Here is a 19,844-nt window from a genome sequence, read left to right as displayed (position 1 = left end):
GGCAGCCGGAGGTCGATCACTGTGCTCCCCGTCCGGGTGGGTCTTCTTCGCTCGAACGAGTGAGGTCCCACGCCAGCAAAGCCACGTAGAGCGAAAGCATCGACTCCGGGTCCTCCAGCCGGACGCCGAGGACCTGCTCGATCCGGGCGAGCTGCTGGTAGTACGCCGTCCGCGAGGTGTGCGCCGCCGCCGCGGCCGCCGACTTGTTGCCGCCCTGCTCGCAGTAGTGCCGCAACGCCTGGACCAGCCGGCTGCCGGACGCCGCGTCGCGCTGGAGCAGCGGCCCGAGCTCCCGCACCGCGAACGCCGTCACGCGCTCGTCGCCCGACAACAGGTGCAGCAGGCCGCGCAGGCGGACGTCCGACAGCCGGTGCAGCACGCGCTCGCCGCCCGACCCCAAAGCGGCCGCCGCGACCTGGCCGGCCTCCAGCAGCGTCCGGCCGGCTTCGGCGGGCGTCGACACCGTCGTGCCGACCGCGAGCACACCGGGCGCGCTGCCCCGGGCCTCGTGGACGTCGGTGGCGAGCCGGTGCAGCACGGTGTCGGCGTTCGCCTCCGGCGACAGCGCGATCAGCGCCCGCACGCTGAGGTCGTCCGTCGCCACCAGCGCCGACACCTTCGCGCGGCGCGCGGCCAGCACCGTCGCTTCCGCCAGTTCGCGCAGCACCGGCGGGGTCGACAGAGCAGGCCGGGTGCCGGCCAACCGAGGCCGGACCGCCAGCCCGACCAGCTGCCGCCCGGTCAGCGGCACGGCCAGCGCCGAGGCCCGCGCCAGCAGCTCCGCCGTCGGGGCCGGTGACGCGAGCAGTTCGTGCAGCACGGCTCGGTGGGCCTGCCGCTCCAGGCCGTCGACGTCCTTGGCGACCAGCCGGTGCACGGCCAGCGCGGACGCGGCCCGCTCGGCGACCACCCGGTGGCGGTGCGGCGGCTGGTCGGCGCAGACGACGACCAGGCGTCCCCAGTCGTGCCCGCGCGCGCCGACGACGGTCACCAGCCAGCCCGAGCCGGGGTGGTAGCCGGTCCGCTCGCCGATCTGGACCACGCGCGACCGCGCCGGCCAGCCGGTGAGCAGCTCGGCCGGATCCACCCCGGCCGCGTCGTAGGCGAGCACCTCGTGCGACAGCGTCTCCAGCACCACCGGCTGCTCGGTCAGCCGGGCGACCTCGCCCAGGACGACGCCGGGTTCGGCGCCCGCGACCGTCAGCGCGGTGAACGTCTCGTGCACGCGCTCGGCGGCACGCAGCTCGGCGACCTGGGCGTCGACGATCTGGCCGTTCACCGCCTCGGTGACGCTCACGTACCGGGTCTCGCGCGAGAGCGTCACCAGCGGCAGGCCGTGCTTCTCGGCCGTCTCGACCAGCGCGGCGGGCAGCTTGTCGTTCCAGTGCCGGACCAGCTCGATCACCAGGCCGGCGGCGCCGACCCCGGCCAGGTCGGCGACGTAGCGGGCCAGCGCCGGGCCGTCGTCGGGCAGCGCGACGCCGGTCGTCAGCACCAGCTCGCCACCGCGCAGCAGGTGCGCGATGTCGGCGACCTCGGCGACGTGCGCCCAGCGCACCGGTGCGTCGAGCCCGGCCACGCCGGCGACGACGTGCGGACGGCCCTGGCGCAGCACCGGCAGCGCGAGCACCTCGGCGACGGTCGGGTACATGGCTCCTCGGGTCTGATGGGCAGGGACAGACTGTACGGCCGGGACGGTGACTCCGTACACGTTGTCGATGGCGTTGGCGTGGCGCCCGCCCGGAGACTCGCAGGAGACGTCCCCGAGCGAAGGAGCGCATCGCCGTGACCGACCGCATCAGCCACTGGATCGACGGCAAGCCGTTCACCGGGACCGCCGCGCGTTCGGGTGAGGTGTTCGACCCCGCGACCGGGCAGGTCCGGGCGCACGTCGACTTCGCCGGCGACGCCGAGGTCGAAGCCGCGGTCGCCGCGGCCAAGGCGGCGCTGCCGGGCTGGCGCGGGACGTCGCTGGCCGGCCGGACGCGGGTGCTGTTCGCCTTCCGCGAGCTCCTGTCCGCCCGCAAGCACGAGCTGGCGAAGATCGTCACGAGCGAGCACGGCAAGGTCGAGTCGGACGCGGCAGGCGAGGTCGCGCGCGCGATCGAGAACGTCGAGTACGCGTGCGGCGCCGCGCAGCTGCTCAAGGGCGGGTTCAGCGAGAACGCGTCCACCGGCGTCGACGTCTACTCGATCGCGCAGCCGCTCGGCGTGGTCGGGGTGATCTCGCCGTTCAACTTCCCGGCCATGGTGCCGCTCTGGTTCGTCCCGAACGCGCTGGCCTGCGGCAACACCGTCGTGCTCAAGCCGAGTGAGAAGGACCCGTCGGCGGCGCTGTTCATCGCCGAGCTGTTCGCCGAGGCCGGGCTGCCCGCGGGCGCGCTGAACGTGCTGCACGGCGACAAGGCGGCCGTCGACGGGCTGCTGGAGCACGCCGACGTCAAGGCGATCTCGTTCGTCGGGTCGACGCCGATCGCGCGCTACGTCTACGAAACCGGCACCCGGCACGGCAAGCGCGTGCAGGCCCTCGGCGGGGCGAAGAACCACATGGTGGTGCTGCCGGACGCGGACCTCGACCTGGCCGCCGACGCCGCGGTGTCGGCCGGGTTCGGCTCGGCGGGCGAGCGGTGCATGGCGGTGTCGGTGGTCGTCGCGGTCGACCCGATCGGCGACGACCTCGTCCGCAAGATCACCGAGCGGATGTCCGTGCTGCGCGTCGGCGACGGCCGCGAACCGTCGTCCGAAATGGGACCCCTGGTGACGGCCGCCCACCACGCGCGGGTTTCGTCCTATGTGGACGCCGGGGAGTCGGCCGGTGCGGCACTGGTGGTGGACGGCCGGGGGATCGAGGTGCCCGGTTCCCCGGACGGCTTCTGGCTCGGCCCGACGCTGTTCGACCACGTTCGCCCGGAGATGTCGATCTACACGGACGAGATCTTCGGCCCGGTCCTGTCGGTGGCGCGCACGGCTTCCTACGACGAGGCGCTGGACCTGATCAACGCGAACCCGTACGGCAACGGGGTGGCGATCTTCACCGGCGACGGTTCGTCGGCGCGGCGGTTCCAGAACGAGGTCGAGGTCGGCATGGTCGGGGTGAACGTCCCGATCCCGGTCCCGGTGGGCTACTACTCGTTCGGCGGCTGGAAGGACTCCCTGTTCGGCGACAGCCACGCTTACGGGCCGGAGGGGTTCCACTTCTTCACGCGGACGAAGGTCGTGACGTCGCGGTGGCCGGACCGCTCGCACGCCGGGGTGAACCTGGGCTTCCCGCGCAACTCCTGACGCCGGGAATCGTCCGCGGGTCCGCCGGGTTCAACCCCTGGGGATCCGCGGACGACGTTAGGAAGACGAATGAGCGTCAAGAACTCCGGCACCTTCACCCTCGGTGGCGACCTCCCGGTCACCCGTCTCGGGTACGGCGCCATGCAGCTGACCGGGCCGGGGGTCTGGGGCGACCCGAAGGACCCCGAGGAAGCCGTGCGCGTGCTGCGGCGGGCCGTCGAGCTCGGTGTGACGCTGATCGACACCGCCGACTCGTACGGCCCGTTCGTCGCCGACCTGCTGATCAAGAAGGCGCTGCACCCGTACGCCGACGAGCTCGTCATCGCCACCAAGGCCGGCTTCACCCGGCAGGGGCCGAACCAGTGGATCCCGGTCGGCCGCCCCGAGTACCTGCGCCAGCAGGTGGAGCTGAACCTGCGGCACCTCGGCCTCGACCGGATCGACCTGCTGCAGCTGCACCGGATCGACCCGAAGGTGCCGGTCGCCGAGCAGGTCGGTGAGCTGAAGAAACTCCAGGATGAAGGCAAGATCCGGCACATCGGCCTGTCCGAAATCAGCGTGGACGAGCTGAAGGAAGCGCAGCAGACCGCGGAGATCGTCTCCGTGCAGAACCTGTTCAACCTGGCCAACCGCGACGCCGAGCCGCTGCTGGACCACGCCACCGAACACGGCATCGCCTTCATCCCGTGGTTCCCGCTCGCCACCGGCGCGCTCGCCGGGCCGGACAGCCCGCTCACGACGCTCGCCAAGGAACACGACGCCTCGCCGTCGCAGCTCGCGCTCGCCTGGCTGCTCAAGCGGTCGCCCGTCGTGCTGCCGATCCCGGGGACCTCGTCGGTCGCGCACCTCGAGGACAACATCGCGGCGGCGGACATCGAGCTGACCGACGCCGAGTTCGACGCGATCGGTGCTACGCCGGCAGGACGTTGATCAGCAGCTTGCTGCGCGGCGTGGTGTAGACGGTGTTGGTGCGGTCCGGCTGGATCCGCTCGCGGAGCTTCCGCTCCACCGGCCGGATCCGGCCGCCCGCCTTCAGGTAGTAGTGCTCGTGGTAGCCCTGGCTGAGCCGGGTGGAGAGCGCGATCGGGTAGTCGCCTTCGGGTCGCTGCCTGCCGAAGTCGTGGGTCCAGCCCGTGGTCGCGACCAGCTGCCCGCTCCGCACGTCCGCCAGCCGGCGCCAGCAGACGAACGCGAACCAGGCGGTGATCGCCAGGATCGGGACGAGGGTGCCGAGGACTTCGGCGGCGGTCTCCGCCACGGCGGCGAGCAGCACCGCCACCACGAGACCGGCGACGACCAGGACGGCCGCCACCCAGAAGTTGAGGTCGAGCAGCTTTCCCCGTTGCGAGGGGTGGAGCCGGCCGTGGCGATTGGCCAGCTCCACCTCGGCCTGCTCGATCACTCGGCCTCGCCTTCGGGGTGTTCCTTCTCGTAGGCCTCTTGGCCCTCGTGGTAGCGGTCGATCTGCTCGTTCTCCTGACGGCGGCCCTCGGTCACGACACCGACGGTGTCCGCGGTGCTCCACCCCGGGTAGCCGCCGGCCTTCTGCCACTCCGCCGGCTTGAGCGCGCTGCGGCCGTCCTCCGAGTACTTGTCGCCGAGGCCTTCGACCTTTTCGCGGCCGGGGACGTGCGACTCGGCGGCGTCGCTCCACCCCTTCGCCGTCTCCTCGGCGGATTTGGCCTCTTTGCCGGCTTGCTTCAGCTCGTTGGCCTTCCGCTCGATGCCCGCCGCCGTGTCGACGCTCTTGTCCACGAGCTTGTCGACGCCCTTGCCCACCTTCTTCAGCGCGTTCGCCGCGCCTTCGAGGGCCGCCTTCGACTTGCCCGCGCCCTTCGCCAGGCTCTCCAGCTTCTCGACGATCTTCGCGATGCGCGTGCTGATCTTCTCGGCGAGCACCCCGCCCTCGACGACCGTGTCGGCGATGAACGCCGCGATCGTGCCGCCGAAGGTGCACCAGGACGCGGCGAGCGCGGCCAGTGCCTTGACGATCAGCTCGCCCACGAACGACGAGATCATGTCGCGGATCAGCCCGCGCTCGGTGCCGACCAGTGCCGCGCCGACGTTCATCGCGGTCGAAGCGTCCCCGGCGTGCGACGCCGCGCCGCGCAGGACGCTGACGTAGCTCTCGGCCGTCCGCTGGTAGGCCTCGGCGGAGCCGCAGTCGCTGAAGGACTGCTGGACCTTCTTGGCCTGCCGCTCGTAGCTCTCGGCCGTTTCGGTGAGCTGCTTGGCGATGTTCGTCCAGGTCACGGCCTTGGCGGTGACGGCTTCGGGCTTGCCGGCGAGCTTGTCGAGGCCGTCCTTGAGGAAGCTGATGTGCTCGATCAGCCAGCCGACCCCGGCGCCGGCCAGCGTGCCGAGCGGGTCCATCGCCGCGCCGAGCAGGTCGAGGGCGTCGGTGCCGACGTCCATGGCGAGGTTGCCCCAGTCGCCGTTGCGCGCGTCGGTGAGCGTCGACGCGGCGTCGCTGAAGATGCCCGCGCCGCCGGTCTGGGCGTTGAGGTTGTCCAGCTCGCCCTTCGAGCCGTCGCCCATGCCGCTCCAGAAGCCGCCCGGCGACTCGGCCGTCGCGACCAGTGCGTTCTCGGTCATGCCGGAAGCTCCTTGCCGATGCCCTCGATCAGGCACTTCGTCTGCTGTTCGTGGTCGCGGAACGCCGTGTGCGCGGTCTTCACCCGGTCCGCGACCTCGTGGCCGGCCTCGACGGCGGCGCTCAAGAAGCTGTCGGCGGTGTCCACCCAGCCCTGGATCGGTACCGCGAACACCTGCCCGACCAGCCCGAACGCGTCGAAGTCGAGCGCACCGGCGGTGCCGGCGGCCTCGACCGCCTGCTGCACCCGGTCGGCGATCTCGCGGATCTCGTCCTCGTGGCCGCCGAGGACGTCGAAGTCGACCTTCATCGCCCGGCCGGCCATCAGAGCCCCCGGCGCAGGATCGGGCCGCCGAAGTCCTCGTCGTCACCCGGCCGCGGCGGCGGTTTCCGGGTGAATTCCCGAGGTGATTCCTCTTCGGGCAATTCGGGCTCCGGAATCTGTTCCCGGAGGAATTTCATGGCGTCGCTGTCGGTGCCGATCACCGGCGCCATCACGCTCGTGAGCTGCTGGGCCGCCTGCAGCTGGGCGCGTTTCGCGGTGGCCACGACGGCCGCCGCGAGCCGGGCGCGCGGCAGCTCGTCGGCACGCGGGCCGAAGGTGAGTTCCTGCAGCGCACCGCTGGTGTTGACGGTCACCGTGACGGCGCCGTCGGCGCTCGTCGCGGTCGCCGAGATCCGCTGGAGGCGGGCCTTGGCCTCCGCGGCGCGCCGGGCGATTTCGGGCATACCGGCCGAAGCGGGTTCAACTGTGTTCACGGCGACCTCGGAGGTAAGGGAAGGGCATGCGGATCAGAGGCAGCAAACCCCGTTTCGGTTCCGCCGACAACCCGGAGAATTTTTTGGAGAACAACGCATGGGAATTCATTTGTGCGTTCTTTAACCGGCGCCGGCCCAGGTCTCCGGTGGTGCGCGGGGTCCGGGTGTGCCGTTCGAGGGGGTGGCGGCGACGTCTTGAATGACTCATTCACCTCGTCCGACGACCTGAATGAGTCATTCAAGACGTTCGAGCCGCCGCCTCGGCCCGCGTGACCCTCGTCGAGCCCCCCCCCGCGACGCGGCCGGGGAGCGAGACTCGCCGCCCTGACCCCACCTCGGTGGGCGGGGTTGAGCACGACCGGCTCAGGCTTCCGTAAACTCAAGCTGAGCAGCGAGCGAAGTAGGTGAGGAACCGGTGGCCAACGCGGACGAGCGCCGCTTCGACGTGCTGCGCGCGATCGTGGCCGACTACGTCTCCAACCAGGAACCCGTCGGCTCCAAGGCGATCGTCGAGCGGCACAACCTGGGTGTGTCGAGCGCCACCGTGCGCAACGACATGGCCACCCTCGAGGAAGAGGGCTACATCACCCAGCCGCACACCAGTGCCGGCCGCGTGCCGACGGACAAGGGCTACCGCCTCTTCGTCGACCGGCTCTCCGAGATCAAGCCGCTGAGCGCCGCCGAGCGCCGGGCCATCACCTCCTTCCTCGACAGCGGCACCGACCTCGACGACGTCCTCAAGCGCTCCGTCCGGCTGCTCGCGCAGCTGACCCGGCAGGTCGCCGTCGTCCAGTACCCGATGCTGACCAACGCCAAGGTGCGCCACCTCGAAGTGGTGCCGCTCACCCCGGCGCGGCTGATGCTCGTGCTGATCGCCGACAACGGCCGGGTCGACCAGCGGACGGTCGACCTCGGCGACGTCGTCACCGAAGAAGACGTGGCGCGGCTGCGGTCCGTGCTCAACACGGCCATGTCCGGCCGGCGGCTCAACGACGCCGCGGCGCGCGTCGCCGAACTGCCCGACCAGGCACCCGGCGAGCTGCGGGACGCGCTCATCCGCGTCACCACCGTGCTGGTCGAGTCGCTGGCCGAACACCCCGAAGAACGCCTGGTCCTCGGCGGCACCGCGAACCTCACGCGCAACGTCGCCGACTTCCCGGGTTCGCTGCGCCAGGTCCTCGAAGCCCTCGAGGAGCAGGTGGTCGTGCTCAAGCTCCTGGCCGCCGCGCGCAACCCCGGTGCGATCACGGTCCGCATCGGTGAGGAAAATGAGGACGAGCAGATGCGCAGCACCTCGGTCGTCTCGATCGGATACGGCCAGGACATGGTGCTCGGTGGCATGGGGGTGGTCGGCCCGACCCGGATGGACTACCCCGGCACGATCGCCGCGGTGCGCGCGGTCGCCAACTACGTGGGGCAGATCCTGCACGGCCGCTGAGCCGGGCAGAGCAGAAGGAGAAGCAGAGACGGTGGCGAGGGACTACTACGGCATCCTCGGGGTGGCCAAGAACGCGAGCGATCAGGACATCAAGCGCGCGTACCGGAAGCTGGCCAGGGAGCTGCACCCCGACGTCAACCCGTCGGAAGACGCGCAGCACAAGTTCGGCGAGGTCACCACGGCCTACGAAGTGCTGTCCGACCCGCAGAAGCGCAAGATCGTCGACCTGGGCGGCGACCCGATGGACGGCGGCGCGCGCGGCGGGGGCGGCGGCGACCCGTTCGCCGGGTTCGGCGGCCTCGGCGACATCATGGACGCCTTCTTCGGTGCCGCGGGCGGCGGTGGCGGTGGCCGCGGGCGTGGCCCGCGCAGCCGCGTCCAGCCCGGCTCCGACGCGCTGATCCGGCTCGGCCTCAGCCTCGAGGACTGCGCCACCGGGGTCGACAAGGAGATCGCCGTCGACACCGCGATCGTCTGCGACCTCTGCCGCGGCGCCGGCACCACCGAAGGCACCGGCGTCAAGACCTGTGACACGTGCGGCGGCGCCGGCGAGGTCCAGTCCGTCCAGCGGTCGTTCCTCGGCCAGGTCGTCACGGCCCGCCCGTGCCCGGTCTGCCGCGGCTTCGGCGAGGTCATCCCCGACCCCTGCCGCCAGTGCGGCGGCGACGGCCGCATCCGCGCCCGCCGCAACGTCACGGCCAAGATCCCGCCGGGCGTCGGCGACGGCATGCGCATCCGCCTGTCCGGCCAGGGCGAGGTCGGCCCCGGCGGCGGTCCGGCCGGCGACCTCTACGTCGAGATCGACGAGACCCCGCACGAAGTCTTCGTCCGGCAGGGCCACGACCTGCACTGCAACTTCCGCATCCCGATGACCACCGCCGCCCTCGGCGCCACGGTGCCCATCTCGACGCTGGTCGACGGCGACTACGAACTCGACGTCGAACCCGGCACCCAGCCCAACGCCGAGCTCGTCCTCACCGGCAAGGGCATGCCCCGGCTGCGGTCCTCCGGCCGCGTCGACGGCCGCGGCGACCTCCACGTCCACATCGACGTAGTGGTCCCGACCAAGCTCGACGAAGCCCAGCGCGACCTCCTCGTCGAACTCGCCCAGCAGCGCGGCGAGGAAGTCCCCACGCTGGCGTCCAACGGCGCCAAGCACGGCGGCCTGTTCTCCAAGCTGCGCGCCAAGAACCACCGCTGACCCGTGCCCGACACCACCCTGCCGGTCTTCCTCGCCACCTCCGTGCCCGCTTCGGGACGCACAGTCCTCGACGGCGAGGAAGCCCGGCACGCGGCCACGGTCCGCCGCCTGCGCACGGGGGAGCGGCTCGTCCTCTCCGACGGCGCGGGCACCATGGCGCGCTGCGTCGTCGAAGCCGTCCAGCCCGGCCGCGACGCCGCTCTGACGCTGTCGGTCGAGGAAAGCTGGACCGAGGAACCACCCGCCCTGCGCGTCGTGCTCGCCCAGGCCCTCGCCAAGGGCGACCGCGGCGAACTCGCGGTCGAGCTCGCCACCGAAGCCGGCGTCGACGCGATCGTCCCCTGGCGCGCCGCCCGCAGCGTCGCCAAGTGGGACGACGGCGGCCGCGGCGACAAAGCCCTCGCCCGCTGGCGCGCCGCCGCCCGCGCCGCCGCCAAGCAAGCCCGCCGCGCCCACGTCCCCGACGTCACCGAACCCGCCGGCACCCGCGAGCTCGCCGGCCTCGCCGCCACCATGTCCCTCGCCGTCGTCCTCGAGTCCGACGTCCCCGACCGCCTCACCGACCTCACCCTCCCCGACACCGGAGATCTCCTCCTCGTCGTGGGACCCGAAGGTGGCATCACCGACGAAGAACTCCGCACGCTGCGGGAAGCCGGAGCCCGCGCCGTCCGGCTGGGCACGACGGTGCTGCGCACGTCCACCGCCGCGGCCGTCGCCCTCGGTGCGCTGGGCGCGCTCAGCACCCGCTGGCGGTGAAAAGATCACCGGAAAAAAGACCCCCGATTTTGCGCCCAGTTATGGCGCGATCACACTCCGACCCGTTACTCTCGTTTACTAACGCGCCACACACCGTTTCCGGGTTCGGCGCGCCACTGGGAAAGCACAGACCCCGCCGGGCACCTCCCCCCTCGGTCCGGCGGCCGCCGCGGTGGCGGTAGATCGACCCCCAGGGTCTACCGCTCCGCGGCCCCCTTCCTCTCGCTTCGCTCGACTCGGTGGCCGCTCCGCGTTCGTTGTGTTCTCTGGGGGTCAAACCCCCAGACCCCCAGCCGGGGCAAGCCCCGGACCCCCGCGACCGCCGCTCGGTGCCTGGCTCGTGGGGCGGCTTGCTGTCGATAGGGTGTCTCTCATGAGTGAGGATGAGACTCTCTTCGAGCGGATCATTGCTGGTGAGATCCCTGCTGATGTTGTCTATCAGGATGATCTGACCTTTGCCTTTCGGGATATTCGGCCTCAAGCGAAGGTTCATGTGCTTGTGGTGCCCAAGAAGCGGTACCGGAACCTGGGGGAGCTTGCCTCGGCTGATCCTCAGCTTCTTGCTGCCGTTGCTCTGAGCGCTCGGCGGGTTGCTGAGCTTGAAGGGGTTCTTGAGTCGGGGTATCGGGTTGTGTTCAACACCGATGGGGATGCCGGGCAGACTGTTTTTCATGTTCATGCCCATGTTCTGGGTGGGGAGCCTCTGGGGCTCTTTGGGGCCCCTGAGCAGGACTAGGCGAAACCCGTCTGCGTTCTGTCGGTGGGTGCCAGTAGCATCGGTGGGGTCCGTTCTCCCTCACCGAGAAAGCAGGCCTGAGGCCACGTGGCCGGAACCGTACCGGGTGGAGCCGCCCGACCCGACGTCCCGGGGGACGTCGCCAAGACCGAGGATGCCGCCGTCCAGGCCGCGCAATCCCGGTTCCCCATCCCCGACGCCGCCGCGCTCAGCCTGCTCGGCTCCCGTGACGAGAACCTCCGTGTCGCCGAGGAACTCCTGGCCGCCGACGTGCACGTTCGCGGCAACGAAGTCACCCTGACCGGCACACCCGCCGACGTCGCCTTCGCCGAACGCGTCTTCGCCGACCTCGTCACCCTCGCCACCGGCGGGCAGCAGGTCGGCCCGGACACCGTCCGCCGCACCATCGGCATGCTCTCCACCGGAGACGCCTCGCCCGCCGAGGTCCTCAGCCTCAACATCGTCTCCCGCCGCGGCAAGACCATCCGGCCCAAGACGCTCAACCAGAAGCGCTACGTCGACGCCATCGACAAGCACACCGTCGTCTTCGGCATCGGCCCCGCCGGCACCGGCAAGACCTACCTCGCCATGGCGAAGGCCGTCCAGGCCCTCCAGGCCAAGCAGGTCACCCGCATCGTGCTGACCCGCCCGGCCGTCGAAGCCGGCGAGCGCCTCGGCTACCTGCCCGGCACGCTCAACGAGAAGATCGACCCCTACCTGCGGCCCCTCTACGACGCGCTGCACGACATGGTCGAACCCGAGTCGATCCCGCGGCTCATGCAGGCCGGCACCATCGAGATCGCGCCGCTGGCCTACATGCGTGGCCGCGCGCAGCCCGTCGACACGCCGGTGCTGACCCCGGACGGCTGGCGTCCGATCGGCGAGCTGGCAGTCGGTGACCTGGTCATCGGCTCCAGTGGCGAGCCGACGCTCGTCCTGGGCGTGTATCCGCAGGGCGAGAAGGACATCTACCGCGTCACCGCGAGCGACAGGTCTTCGACGCTCTGCTGCGGCGAGCACCTCTGGACGGTCCGGACCGCAGCCGACAAGCGCCGCAACAAGCCGTGGCGTGTCCTCGAGACCAAGGACATGATCGGCAAGCTCCGAGCCGCTCACGCGCGACGGTACGAGCTGCCCATGCTGCAGGCGCCGGTCTGCCACCCCGAGCGTGCGGTCCCGATGGACCCCTACGCGCTGGGCCTTCTGCTCGGTGACGGCTGCCTGACCGGCTCCACGACCCCGAGCTTCGCGCCCGAGGACCCTGAGCTGGCGATCGCCCTCGAAAATGCGCTACCCGGAGTTCGCCTGCGTCACAAGGGCGGAGTCGACTACCTCCTGAATCGCGTCCGGGAACCAGGTGACGTGATCACCCTGGAGAACCCGGTCACCGGTGCCCTGCGCGAGCTGGGCCTGATCGGGACGCGCTCGCACTCCAAGTTCGTGCCGGAGGTCTACCTCCAGAACTCCGCGGACGTCCGGCTCGCGATCCTGCAGGGGCTCCTGGATTCGGACGGCGGACCGGTGACCCAGCTCGCCCGCACCTGCCGCATCCAGTACACGACGACGTCCCCGCAGCTGAAGGACGACGTCATCCGCCTGGTGCAGTCACTCGGTGGGGTCGCCTACATCCGGCGCCGTGTCGCTCTCGGCCGCAGGCCAGGCCGAGCGAAGGGACGCGACGTCGGTTACCGGTACGACGCCCACGTCCTCGAAATCCGGCTGCCCGCGGAGATCCCGCCGTTCCGCCTGACCCGCAAGCTGCTGAAGTACGGGGCAGCCGGTGGCGGTGGGCGGCCGATGCGGTTCATCGAGAGCATCGAACCGGCCGGGCGCGCCGAAGCGGTGTGCATCCAGGTCGCGGCGGAAGACTCGCTCTACGTCACCGAGGACCACCTGCTGACGCACAACACGCTGAACGACGCCTTCATCATCCTCGACGAGGCGCAGAACACCACGCCCGAGCAGATGAAGATGTTCCTCACCCGCCTCGGCCAAGGCTCCAAGATCGTCGTCACCGGTGACGTCACCCAGGTCGACCTGCCCAACGGGCAGCGCAGCGGCCTCCGCGTCGTCCGCGACATCCTGGGCGGCGTCGACGGGCTCCACTTCTCCGAACTGACCAGCCAGGACGTCGTCCGGCACAAGCTCGTCGGCGACATCGTCGACGCCTACGAGAAGTGGCAGGCCGTGCAGGACGCCCAGGACCAGCAGCAAGGCAACGGCTGGAAGGGCAACCGGCGTTGAGCATCGAAATCGCCAACGAGTCCGGCGTCGACGTCGACGAGACGTCCATCGTCTCGGCCGCCCGCTACGCCCTCGACAAGATGGAGGTCAGCCCGCTCGCCGAGCTGTCCATCCTGCTCGTCACCCTCGAGGTCATGGAAGACCTGCACGAACGCTGGATGGACCTCCCCGGTCCCACCGACGTCATGGCCTTCCCGATGGACGAGCTCGACTCCTCCCGCCGCCCGGACGCGCCCGACGCGTCACCGGCGCTGCTCGGGGACATCGTGCTCTGCCCGGCCTTCGCCAAGGACCAGGCCAAGACCGCGGGCCACGCCCTGATCGACGAGCTGCACCTGCTCACCGTGCACGGCTGCCTCCACCTCCTCGGCTACGACCACGCCGAACCCGCCGAAGAGCGCGAGATGTTCGCCCTCCAGAAGCGGATCCTCGGCGAGTACCAGGACGCCGTCGCCGCCCTGCAGAAGCGCGACGCCCAGCGCAACACCGACGACCGCGTGCTCGGCATCGCCGGGCTCGACGCGGGCGTCGCGCCGGCCGGCGAACCACCCACCGGGGAAACGCCTTAGGCGCCAGCCATGGTCCAGCTCCTCTTCGCGATCGCGCTCGTGCTCCTCGCGGGCGTGTTCGCGGCGGCCGACGCCGCCATCAGCACCGTGTCGCAAGCCCGGGCCGAAGGCCTCGCCCGGCTCGGGCTGCCCGGTGCCCGCCACCTCGCGGCGGTCGTCGTCGAACGACGCCGGCACATCAACCTGCTGCTCCTGCTGCGCCTCGGCTGCGAGCTCACCGCCACGGTGCTGGTCACCGTCTTCATCGGCACCCGGCTCCGGCCGCTCGGCATCGCCGTGCTGGTCACCGCGGTCGTGATGATCGTCGTGAGCTACGTCCTCATCGGCGTCGGCCCCCGCACCCTCGGCCGCCAGCACCCCTACCGCATCGGCCGCTACGTCGCCGGGCCCGTCCGCGTCCTCGGCTCGGTCCTCGGCCCGCTGTCCCGGCTGCTCATCCTCATCGGTAACGCCATCACCCCCGGCCAGGGCTTCCGCGAAGGCCCGTTCACCTCCGAGGTCGAGCTGCGCGAGCTCGTCGACCTCGCGCAGGAACGCGGCGTCGTCGAGGACTCCGAGCGCGAGATGATCCACTCGGTGTTCGAGCTCGGCGACACGATCGCGCGCGAGGTCATGGTGCCGCGCACCGAGATCGTCTGGATCGAGCGCACCAAGACCGTCCGCCAGGCCCTCGCCCTGGCGTTGCGCACCGGCTTCACCCGGCTCCCGGTGATCGACGACTCGGTCGACGACATCGTCGGCGTCGTCAACATCAAGGACCTGATGTCGGCGTACATGGACCCGGACGGCTCGAGCACGGTCGTCGACACCCTGATGAACGAAGCCTCCTTCGTCCCCGACTCGAAACGGCTCGACGAGCTCCTCAAGGAGATGCAGCGCTCGCACCACCACATGGCGATCGCCGTCGACGAGTACGGCGGCACCGCCGGCCTGCTCACCATCGAAGACGTCCTCGAGGAGATCGTCGGCGAGATCACCGACGAGTCCGACGCCGACGAGCGCCCCGAGGTCGAGGAGCTCACCGGCGGCGCCGTCCGCGTGTCGTCCCGGATGAGCGTCGACGACCTGGGCGAGCTCTTCGGCATCGACCTCGAAGACCACGACGTGGAGACCGTGGGCGGGCTGCTCGCGGAACGACTGGGTAGGGTCCCGCTACCGGGGGCCGAAGCCGAGGTCGCCGGCCTTCGGCTGTTCGCCGAAGGGGGCAAGGACCGGCGCGGCCGCATGCGGATCACCTCGGTGGTCGTGCACCCGGCCGACGCCGAGGCGATGACCGACCCAGCCGACCGCACCACCCGGCGCCGCACCCGCCTGCCCCACCCCGACGAACGCGACAGGAGCGTCGAACATGCCTGACCTCGAGGCGGAGGACCAGAAGCTGGTCACCCTCGCCCGGTCCTCGCGCGCCCGGATCCAGGCCGCCGAAGGCGCCGCGATCCGCGACACCGACGGCCGCACCTACGCGGCGGGCACGGTCGACCAGCCGTCGTTCAAGCTCACCGCGCTGCAGGCCGCCGTCGCCGCCGCGCTGTCCAGCGGCGCCGAAGGCATCGAAGCGGCCGCCGTCGTCACCGGCGAAGGCCTGCTCAAGGAAGCTTCCCGGCACGCGATCCGCGACATCGCGAAGTACGCGCCGATCATCCTCGCCGACCCGAGCGGCGCGGTCATCGAGGTGCTGGAGCGATGACCGAACACCGTTCCGGCTTCGCCTGCTTCGTCGGCCGTCCCAACGCCGGCAAGTCGACGCTGACCAACGCCCTCGTCGGCACCAAGGTCGCGATCACCTCCAGCAAGCCGCAGACCACGCGCCACGCGATCCGCGGCATCGTGCACCGCGAGGACGCCCAGCTCGTCCTCATCGACACCCCCGGCCTGCACCGCCCCCGCACCCTGCTCGGCGAGCGGCTCAACGACATCGTGCACACGACGTGGTCCGAAGTGGACGTCGTGGGACTCTGCGTGCCCGCCAACGAAAAGATCGGCCCCGGCGACAAGTTCATCGCCGCCGAACTGCAGAAAATCGCCAAGCGGACGCCGGTCATCGGCATCGTCACCAAGACCGACCTGGTCCAGCCCCAGCAGGTCGCCGAGCAGCTGCTCGCGCTGCAGGACGTCATGGACTTCGCCGAGCTGATCCCGGTGTCCGCCGTGGACGGCTTCCAGGTCGGTGCTCTCGCGGACCTGCTCGTCAAGAAGCTCCCCGAGGGCCCGCAGCTCTACCCGGGCGGCGAGCTCACCGACGAACCCGAGCAGACACTGGTCGCCGAGCTCATCCGCGAGGCGGCGCTGGAAGGCGTCCGCGACGAGCTGCCGCACTCGATCGCCGTCACCGTCGAAGAGATGCTGCCCCGCGAAGGCCGTGACGACCTCATCGACGTGCACGCGTTCCTCTACGTCGAGCGCCCCAGCCAGAAGGGCATCATCCTGGGGCACAAGGGCGAGCGGCTGCGCGAGGTCGGCGCCACCGCCCGCAAGAACATCGAGGCGCTGCTCGGCTCGAAGGTCTACCTCGACCTGCACATCAAGGTGGCCAAAGAGTGGCAGCGCGACCCCCGGCAGCTGCGCCGGCTCGGGTTCTGACGTGACCGAGCGCCCGCGCCCGCCCGCCGACTACAACCCCGGGCCGCCACCCGCGAGCAACCTGGTCTGGGGGATCGTCAGCGCGATCCTGTGCTGCCTCCCGTTCGGCGCCCTGTCGATCTACCAGGCCGCCAAGGTCGAAAAGCTCTGGGCCCAGGGCGATCAGGACGCCGCCCTCGCGTCGGCCCGCGACGCCCGGCGGTGGGCGGTCGTCGCCGCCGTCGCCGGCGCCGTGCTGTGGGTCGCGGCGATCGTGACGATCGTCCTGCTCTTCGGAACGCTCACCGACGACGCCGCGTCGAACTGACGACGACGGCAGCAGGAGGCGATCCCCGGTGACCCAGCCCTACCCGCAGTACCCGCCACCCCACGGCTGGGTGCCGAACTACGGGCCGCCGCCGGACAACAACCTGGTCTGGGCGATCCTGTCGACGGTGATGTGCTGCCTGCCGTTGGGTATCGTCGCCATCGTGAAGGCGAGCCAGGTCAACTCACTGTGGTTCCAGGGCTTCCACGCCGAAGCGCACCGGGCCGCCGACGAAGCCCGCAAGTGGGCGATGTGGTCGGCGATTTCCTCCGGCATCCTGGTCGCGCTCTACCTGGTGTTCATCCTGGTCATGTTCGCCTTCGTCGGCGTCTCGTTCTGGTCGTTGATGCCATGACGACCGTCTACACGGGATACCCCGCCCGCGGCGCCAAGGCCACCCTGCGCGCGCTCGGCGCCCCGATGGCCATCGTCGGCGGGCTCGGCGTGTGCTGCGCGGCGGTCCTGATCGGCGACCCCACCACCCCCGGCGGCTGGCTCCCGGTCTGCCCGACCAAGGCGCTGCTCGGCATCGACTGCCCCGGCTGCGGCGGCATGCGGATGGCGTACAGCCTGATGCACGGCGACCTTCCCGCGGCCCTGCACTACAACGCCGTGTCGCTCGTGTTCATCCTGCTCTTCGTCTGGAGCACGGTCGCCTGGACGGTCGGGCGGCTGCGTGGCCGCTGGGTGAACAGCTGGCTGCACTGGCGCTGGACCCCGCTGACCGTCGGCGTCGTGTTCGTCGTCTGGTTCGTCATTCGCAACCTCCCGTTCGCCCCGTTCACCGGCCTGCGCGTCTGAATTCGACGCACGGGAACCGCTTCGCCACGCACCGCGTCGGAGGCTCGTCCGGTTCACCCGGACAGTGGATGCCTGGGCAGCGCGGCCGCAGGTGAACCGAGTACGCTCCCGCGGACCGGTGCCGTACATTCGCACCGGATTCCGCGCGAAGCGTGCGGTGGAGTGATCAGCGAGGGGGATACCCAGATGACCGATCCCTACGGTCAGCAGCCGTTCGGGCAGCCGCCCGGCGGCCAGCAGCCGTTCGGACAGCCGCCGCCCGGTCAGGCGCCGCCGCCGTACGGGCAGCCCGCGCCCTTCGGGCAGCCGGCGCCGTTCGGCCAGCCGGGAAATCCCTTCGGTGCACCGCAGAACTACGCGAACTGGGGCCAGCGCGCGCTGGGCTGGCTCATCGACATGGGGCCGCTGGCCCTGCTGTACCTGATCTTCATCATCGTGGCGGTGATGGGGAAGATCGGCATCCTGCAGATCGTCGCCATCCTCGGCACGCTCGCCTGGATCGGCTGGGCGGTCTTCAACCGCTGGATCCAGCAGGGCAACACCGGCCAGTCACTCGGCAAGCGCGTCGCGAAGATCAAGCTCGTCAGCGAGGCCACCGGGCAGCCGATCGGCGCCGGCACGGCGTTCCTCCGCGACCTCTGCCACGCCGCCGACAGCGTGGCTTGCTCCATCGGCTACCTGTGGCCGCTCTGGGACGACAAGGGCCAGACCTTCGCGGACAAGATCGTCGGCTCCGTCGTGGTGCAGGCCGACGCCACGCCCGGCCAGGCCCCGTTCGCTCAGCAGCAGCCTTTTGCCGGTGGCTACCCGCCGCCGGGGCAGCAGCCCGGCCAGTTCGGCCAGCAGCCCGGCGGGTTCCCGCAGCAGCCCCCGTCCGGCGGCTTCGACCAGCCTCAGCCGGGTGGGTTCCCGCAGCAGCCCGCGCCGGGTGGCTTCGGGCAGCAGCCGCAGCCGGGCGGGTTCGACCAGCCGCAGTCCGGTGGCTTCGGGCAGCCGCTGGCGCCGCCGCCCGGCCGGCAGCAGCCGTCGTCCGCGTTCGACGAGCAGGCCGAACGGACCCAGATGCTCCGCCCCGGTGGCGCGTCTCCGTTCGACGAGCAGGCCGAGCGCACCCAGATGCTTCGCCCCGAAGGCCAGGGCGAACCCGAAGCGACCCAGAAGCTCCAACCGGGTCAGTTCGGCCAGCCGCCGAACGACCAGCCGCACCACTGAGGCAAGCCGTTTTCCGCACCACCGCCGGAGTGACCCGGCGGACGTTCACGAGTAATTGGGGTAGACGTTCATGACCAATCCCTACGGCCAGCAGCAGCCGCCCTACGGTCAGCAGCCGCAGTCCGGCGGTTTCCAGCAGCCGCAACAGCCCGGCTACGGGCCGCCGTCGGGCGGGATGCCCGCCTACGGCCAGCCCGCGCCGTACGGCCAGCCCCCGTCCGGTGGCTTCGGCACGCCCGGCTACGGCATGCCCGGCGGTGGCGACATCAACGCCATCAAGGACTACAAGGGCTGGGCGATCGCTTCGCTCTTCCTGGGCGGCCTCATCCTCGGCATCTTCGCGATCATGAAGTCAAACGAGGTCGGCACGTACAAGATGCAGGGCAACTACGCGATGGCGGAGCAGGCGTCGCGCACCACCAAGACGCTCTGCCTGATCTCCACCATCCTGGGCAGCATCGGCTGTGTCGTGGCGATCATCGTGATCATCGCCTCGGCGGTGGCCGTCAGCACCTGCTACGGCTACTACTGCTGATCCTGTGATTCCGCGGGGCGCACCACCCCGGCATCGCCTGCGAGTGGGACGATGTCGGGGTGGTGAACCTCTACCGCGACACCGGGGTGGTGTTGCGCACGCACAAGCTGGGTGAGGCCGACCGGATCGTCACCCTGCTCACGCGCCGGCACGGCAAGGTCCGCGCCGTCGCGAAGGGCGTGCGGCGGACGTCTTCGCGGTTCGGGGCCCGGCTGGAGCCGTTCGGCCACGTCGACGTGCAGTTCTACACCGGCCGCACGCTCGACGTCATCACCCAGGTCGAGACCGTGGACGCGTTCGCGCTGCCGCTGGTCGCCGACTACCAGCGCTACACCGCGGCCAGCGCGATCGCCGAAACCGCGGACCGGCTCTCGGCCGAAGAGGGCGAACCGGTGCTCAAGCTCTACCTCCTCGTCTGCGGCGCACTGCGGTCCCTCGCCGCCGGGGAGCGTGACGCGTCCCTCGTGCTCGACGCGTTCTTCCTCCGCGCGATGTCCTACGCCGGCTGGGCGCCCGCGCTCACCGAATGCGCTCGCTGCGGCCTGCCCGGGCCGCACGTCGCGTTCAGCGTCACGGCCGGCGGCTCGATGTGCCAGGACTGCCGCGTACCCGGCTGCGTGCACCCCGCGCCCGAGGTCCTGGACCTGCTCACGGCCCTGCTCCACGGCGAGTGGCCGATGGCCGAGTCGACGTTGCCGGGCACCCGCCGCGACGCGAGTGGCCTGGTCGCGGCCCACCTGCAATGGCATCTGGAGCGTCAGCTCCGGTCCCTTCCCCTGGTCGAGCGACGTGCCCGGGAGCCCGTGGTGCGCGGGCAGTAGGGTCGGCCCT

Annotated in this window: 22 protein-coding genes and 2 pseudogenes; 19 read left to right on the top strand and 5 right to left on the bottom strand. The window is 70.8% G+C overall.

Annotated features, from left to right (window positions below; all coding sequences use genetic code 11):
• Nucleotides 1-16 precede the first annotated feature (16 nt).
• On the bottom strand, nt 17-1,651 hold the full coding sequence (locus QQ657_RS11115; RefSeq protein WP_284741988.1) for a PucR family transcriptional regulator: 1,635 nt from the start codon (nt 1,649-1,651) through the stop codon (nt 17-19).
• A gap of 134 nt (nt 1,652-1,785) precedes the next feature.
• On the opposite strand from QQ657_RS11115, the gene QQ657_RS11110 reads away from it, so the two are divergent.
• Both QQ657_RS11110 and QQ657_RS11105 read left to right on the top strand, forming a co-directional pair.
• Nucleotides 1,786-3,282 (top strand): CoA-acylating methylmalonate-semialdehyde dehydrogenase, encoded by a 1,497-nt coding sequence (locus QQ657_RS11110; protein ID WP_284741987.1) that lies wholly within the window; start codon nt 1,786-1,788, stop codon nt 3,280-3,282.
• A gap of 69 nt (nt 3,283-3,351) precedes the next feature.
• Nucleotides 3,352-4,212 carry an aldo/keto reductase gene (locus QQ657_RS11105; protein WP_284741986.1) on the top strand — a complete coding sequence of 287 codons (861 nt, stop codon included), beginning with the start codon at nt 3,352-3,354 and terminating at the stop codon, nt 4,210-4,212.
• Here QQ657_RS11105 and QQ657_RS11100 read toward each other — a convergent pair.
• From QQ657_RS11100 to QQ657_RS11085, 4 genes are read right to left on the bottom strand one after another with little or no spacing between them, the layout of a single operon-like run.
• A complete protein-coding gene (locus QQ657_RS11100; protein WP_284741985.1) occupies nt 4,193-4,684 on the bottom strand; it encodes a hypothetical protein in 492 nt (163 codons plus the stop codon). The two genes, QQ657_RS11105 and QQ657_RS11100, sit on opposite strands and share 20 nt — an antisense overlap.
• Nucleotides 4,681-5,877 (bottom strand): hypothetical protein, encoded by a 1,197-nt coding sequence (locus tag QQ657_RS11095; protein WP_284741984.1) that lies wholly within the window; start codon nt 5,875-5,877, stop codon nt 4,681-4,683. Before QQ657_RS11095 ends, QQ657_RS11100 begins: the two co-directional genes overlap by 4 nt.
• On the bottom strand, nt 5,874-6,200 hold the full coding sequence (locus QQ657_RS11090) for a type VII secretion target (RefSeq protein ID WP_284741983.1): 327 nt from the start codon (nt 6,198-6,200) through the stop codon (nt 5,874-5,876). Before QQ657_RS11090 ends, QQ657_RS11095 begins: the two co-directional genes overlap by 4 nt.
• Nucleotides 6,200-6,604, bottom strand: coding sequence for a YbaB/EbfC family nucleoid-associated protein (locus QQ657_RS11085; protein ID WP_284741982.1), 405 nt, complete (start codon nt 6,602-6,604; stop codon nt 6,200-6,202). Before QQ657_RS11085 ends, QQ657_RS11090 begins: the two co-directional genes overlap by 1 nt.
• Nucleotides 6,605-7,049: 445 nt before the next feature.
• On the opposite strand from QQ657_RS11085, the gene hrcA reads away from it, so the two are divergent.
• The 17 genes and pseudogenes from hrcA to recO all read left to right on the top strand — a co-directional run bounded on the left by hrcA (nt 7,050) and on the right by recO (nt 19,834).
• A complete protein-coding gene (hrcA, locus tag QQ657_RS11080; RefSeq protein ID WP_284741981.1) occupies nt 7,050-8,072 on the top strand; it encodes a heat-inducible transcriptional repressor HrcA in 1,023 nt (340 codons plus the stop codon).
• 31 nt (nt 8,073-8,103) lie between these two features.
• The gene (gene dnaJ, locus QQ657_RS11075) at nt 8,104-9,273 is read left to right on the top strand and encodes a molecular chaperone DnaJ (protein WP_284741980.1); all 1,170 of its coding nucleotides are present in this window, start codon (nt 8,104-8,106) and stop codon (nt 9,271-9,273) included.
• Between the two features lie 3 nt (nt 9,274-9,276).
• Nucleotides 9,277-10,029 (top strand): 16S rRNA (uracil(1498)-N(3))-methyltransferase, encoded by a 753-nt coding sequence (locus QQ657_RS11070; protein WP_284741979.1) that lies wholly within the window; start codon nt 9,277-9,279, stop codon nt 10,027-10,029.
• Nucleotides 10,030-10,402: 373 nt separating this feature from the next.
• Entirely contained in the window at nt 10,403-10,765 is a 363-nt protein-coding gene (locus QQ657_RS11065) for a histidine triad nucleotide-binding protein (RefSeq protein ID WP_284741978.1), read from the top strand.
• A gap of 87 nt (nt 10,766-10,852) precedes the next feature.
• Nucleotides 10,853-11,593, top strand: a pseudogene (locus QQ657_RS56665) (PhoH family protein); the annotation flags it as partial.
• Nucleotides 11,582-12,406: pseudogene (locus tag QQ657_RS11060) on the top strand (LAGLIDADG family homing endonuclease); the annotation flags it as partial. The pseudogenes QQ657_RS56665 and QQ657_RS11060, both read left to right, overlap by 12 nt.
• A gap of 156 nt (nt 12,407-12,562) precedes the next feature.
• A complete protein-coding gene (locus QQ657_RS11055) occupies nt 12,563-13,009 on the top strand; it encodes a PhoH family protein (RefSeq protein ID WP_350310665.1) in 447 nt (148 codons plus the stop codon).
• Complete coding sequence (gene ybeY, locus QQ657_RS11050) at nt 13,006-13,578, top strand: rRNA maturation RNase YbeY (RefSeq protein ID WP_284741977.1); 573 nt, start codon at nt 13,006-13,008, stop codon at nt 13,576-13,578. The genes QQ657_RS11055 and ybeY overlap by 4 nt, the downstream gene beginning before the upstream one ends.
• Nucleotides 13,579-13,587: 9 nt before the next feature.
• Entirely contained in the window at nt 13,588-14,934 is a 1,347-nt protein-coding gene (locus QQ657_RS11045; protein ID WP_284741976.1) for a hemolysin family protein, read from the top strand.
• Nucleotides 14,927-15,265, top strand: a complete 339-nt coding sequence (locus QQ657_RS11040) for a cytidine deaminase (RefSeq protein ID WP_284741975.1) — start codon at nt 14,927-14,929, stop codon at nt 15,263-15,265. The genes QQ657_RS11045 and QQ657_RS11040 overlap by 8 nt, the downstream gene beginning before the upstream one ends.
• Nucleotides 15,262-16,158: a GTPase Era gene (era, locus tag QQ657_RS11035; protein ID WP_284741974.1), complete on the top strand. Its 897-nt coding sequence runs from the start codon at nt 15,262-15,264 to the stop codon at nt 16,156-16,158. Before QQ657_RS11040 ends, era begins: the two co-directional genes overlap by 4 nt.
• Nucleotide 16,159: 1 nt before the next feature.
• A complete protein-coding gene (locus QQ657_RS11030; protein ID WP_284741973.1) occupies nt 16,160-16,465 on the top strand; it encodes a CD225/dispanin family protein in 306 nt (101 codons plus the stop codon).
• Between the two features lie 28 nt (nt 16,466-16,493).
• Nucleotides 16,494-16,820 carry a CD225/dispanin family protein gene (locus tag QQ657_RS11025; protein ID WP_284741972.1) on the top strand — a complete coding sequence of 109 codons (327 nt, stop codon included), beginning with the start codon at nt 16,494-16,496 and terminating at the stop codon, nt 16,818-16,820.
• Nucleotides 16,817-17,266 carry a DUF2752 domain-containing protein gene (locus tag QQ657_RS11020; protein ID WP_284741971.1) on the top strand — a complete coding sequence of 150 codons (450 nt, stop codon included), beginning with the start codon at nt 16,817-16,819 and terminating at the stop codon, nt 17,264-17,266. Before QQ657_RS11025 ends, QQ657_RS11020 begins: the two co-directional genes overlap by 4 nt.
• Before the next feature lie 186 nt (nt 17,267-17,452).
• Nucleotides 17,453-18,478, top strand: a complete 1,026-nt coding sequence (locus tag QQ657_RS11015; RefSeq protein WP_284741970.1) for an RDD family protein — start codon at nt 17,453-17,455, stop codon at nt 18,476-18,478.
• A gap of 70 nt (nt 18,479-18,548) precedes the next feature.
• Complete coding sequence (locus tag QQ657_RS11010; protein ID WP_284741969.1) at nt 18,549-19,013, top strand: CD225/dispanin family protein; 465 nt, start codon at nt 18,549-18,551, stop codon at nt 19,011-19,013.
• A gap of 59 nt (nt 19,014-19,072) precedes the next feature.
• Nucleotides 19,073-19,834, top strand: coding sequence for a DNA repair protein RecO (gene recO / locus QQ657_RS11005; protein WP_284741968.1), 762 nt, complete (start codon nt 19,073-19,075; stop codon nt 19,832-19,834).
• Nucleotides 19,835-19,844 lie beyond the last annotated feature (10 nt).

The organism is Amycolatopsis ponsaeliensis, assembly GCF_030182635.1.
Lineage (GTDB): Bacteria > Actinomycetota > Actinomycetes > Mycobacteriales > Pseudonocardiaceae > Amycolatopsis > Amycolatopsis ponsaeliensis.
This window is presented reverse-complemented; position numbering and strand designations above follow the sequence as displayed.

Coding starts and splice junctions, on each gene's coding strand:
- QQ657_RS11115 (WP_284741988.1), bottom strand. CDS start 1,651: ATGTACCCGACCGTCGCCGAGGTGCTCGCGCTGCCGGTGCTGCGCCAG.
- QQ657_RS11105 (WP_284741986.1), top strand. CDS start 3,352: ATGAGCGTCAAGAACTCCGGCACCTTCACCCTCGGTGGCGACCTCCCG.
- QQ657_RS11095 (WP_284741984.1), bottom strand. CDS start 5,877: ATGACCGAGAACGCACTGGTCGCGACGGCCGAGTCGCCGGGCGGCTTC.
- QQ657_RS11090 (WP_284741983.1), bottom strand. CDS start 6,200: ATGGCCGGCCGGGCGATGAAGGTCGACTTCGACGTCCTCGGCGGCCAC.
- QQ657_RS11085 (WP_284741982.1), bottom strand. CDS start 6,604: ATGCCCGAAATCGCCCGGCGCGCCGCGGAGGCCAAGGCCCGCCTCCAG.
- QQ657_RS11065 (WP_284741978.1), top strand. CDS start 10,403: ATGAGTGAGGATGAGACTCTCTTCGAGCGGATCATTGCTGGTGAGATC.
- QQ657_RS11055 (WP_350310665.1), top strand. CDS start 12,563: ATGCGGTTCATCGAGAGCATCGAACCGGCCGGGCGCGCCGAAGCGGTG.
- QQ657_RS11045 (WP_284741976.1), top strand. CDS start 13,588: ATGGTCCAGCTCCTCTTCGCGATCGCGCTCGTGCTCCTCGCGGGCGTG.
- QQ657_RS11040 (WP_284741975.1), top strand. CDS start 14,927: ATGCCTGACCTCGAGGCGGAGGACCAGAAGCTGGTCACCCTCGCCCGG.
- era (WP_284741974.1), top strand. CDS start 15,262: ATGACCGAACACCGTTCCGGCTTCGCCTGCTTCGTCGGCCGTCCCAAC.
- QQ657_RS11020 (WP_284741971.1), top strand. CDS start 16,817: ATGACGACCGTCTACACGGGATACCCCGCCCGCGGCGCCAAGGCCACC.
- QQ657_RS11015 (WP_284741970.1), top strand. CDS start 17,453: ATGACCGATCCCTACGGTCAGCAGCCGTTCGGGCAGCCGCCCGGCGGC.
- QQ657_RS11010 (WP_284741969.1), top strand. CDS start 18,549: ATGACCAATCCCTACGGCCAGCAGCAGCCGCCCTACGGTCAGCAGCCG.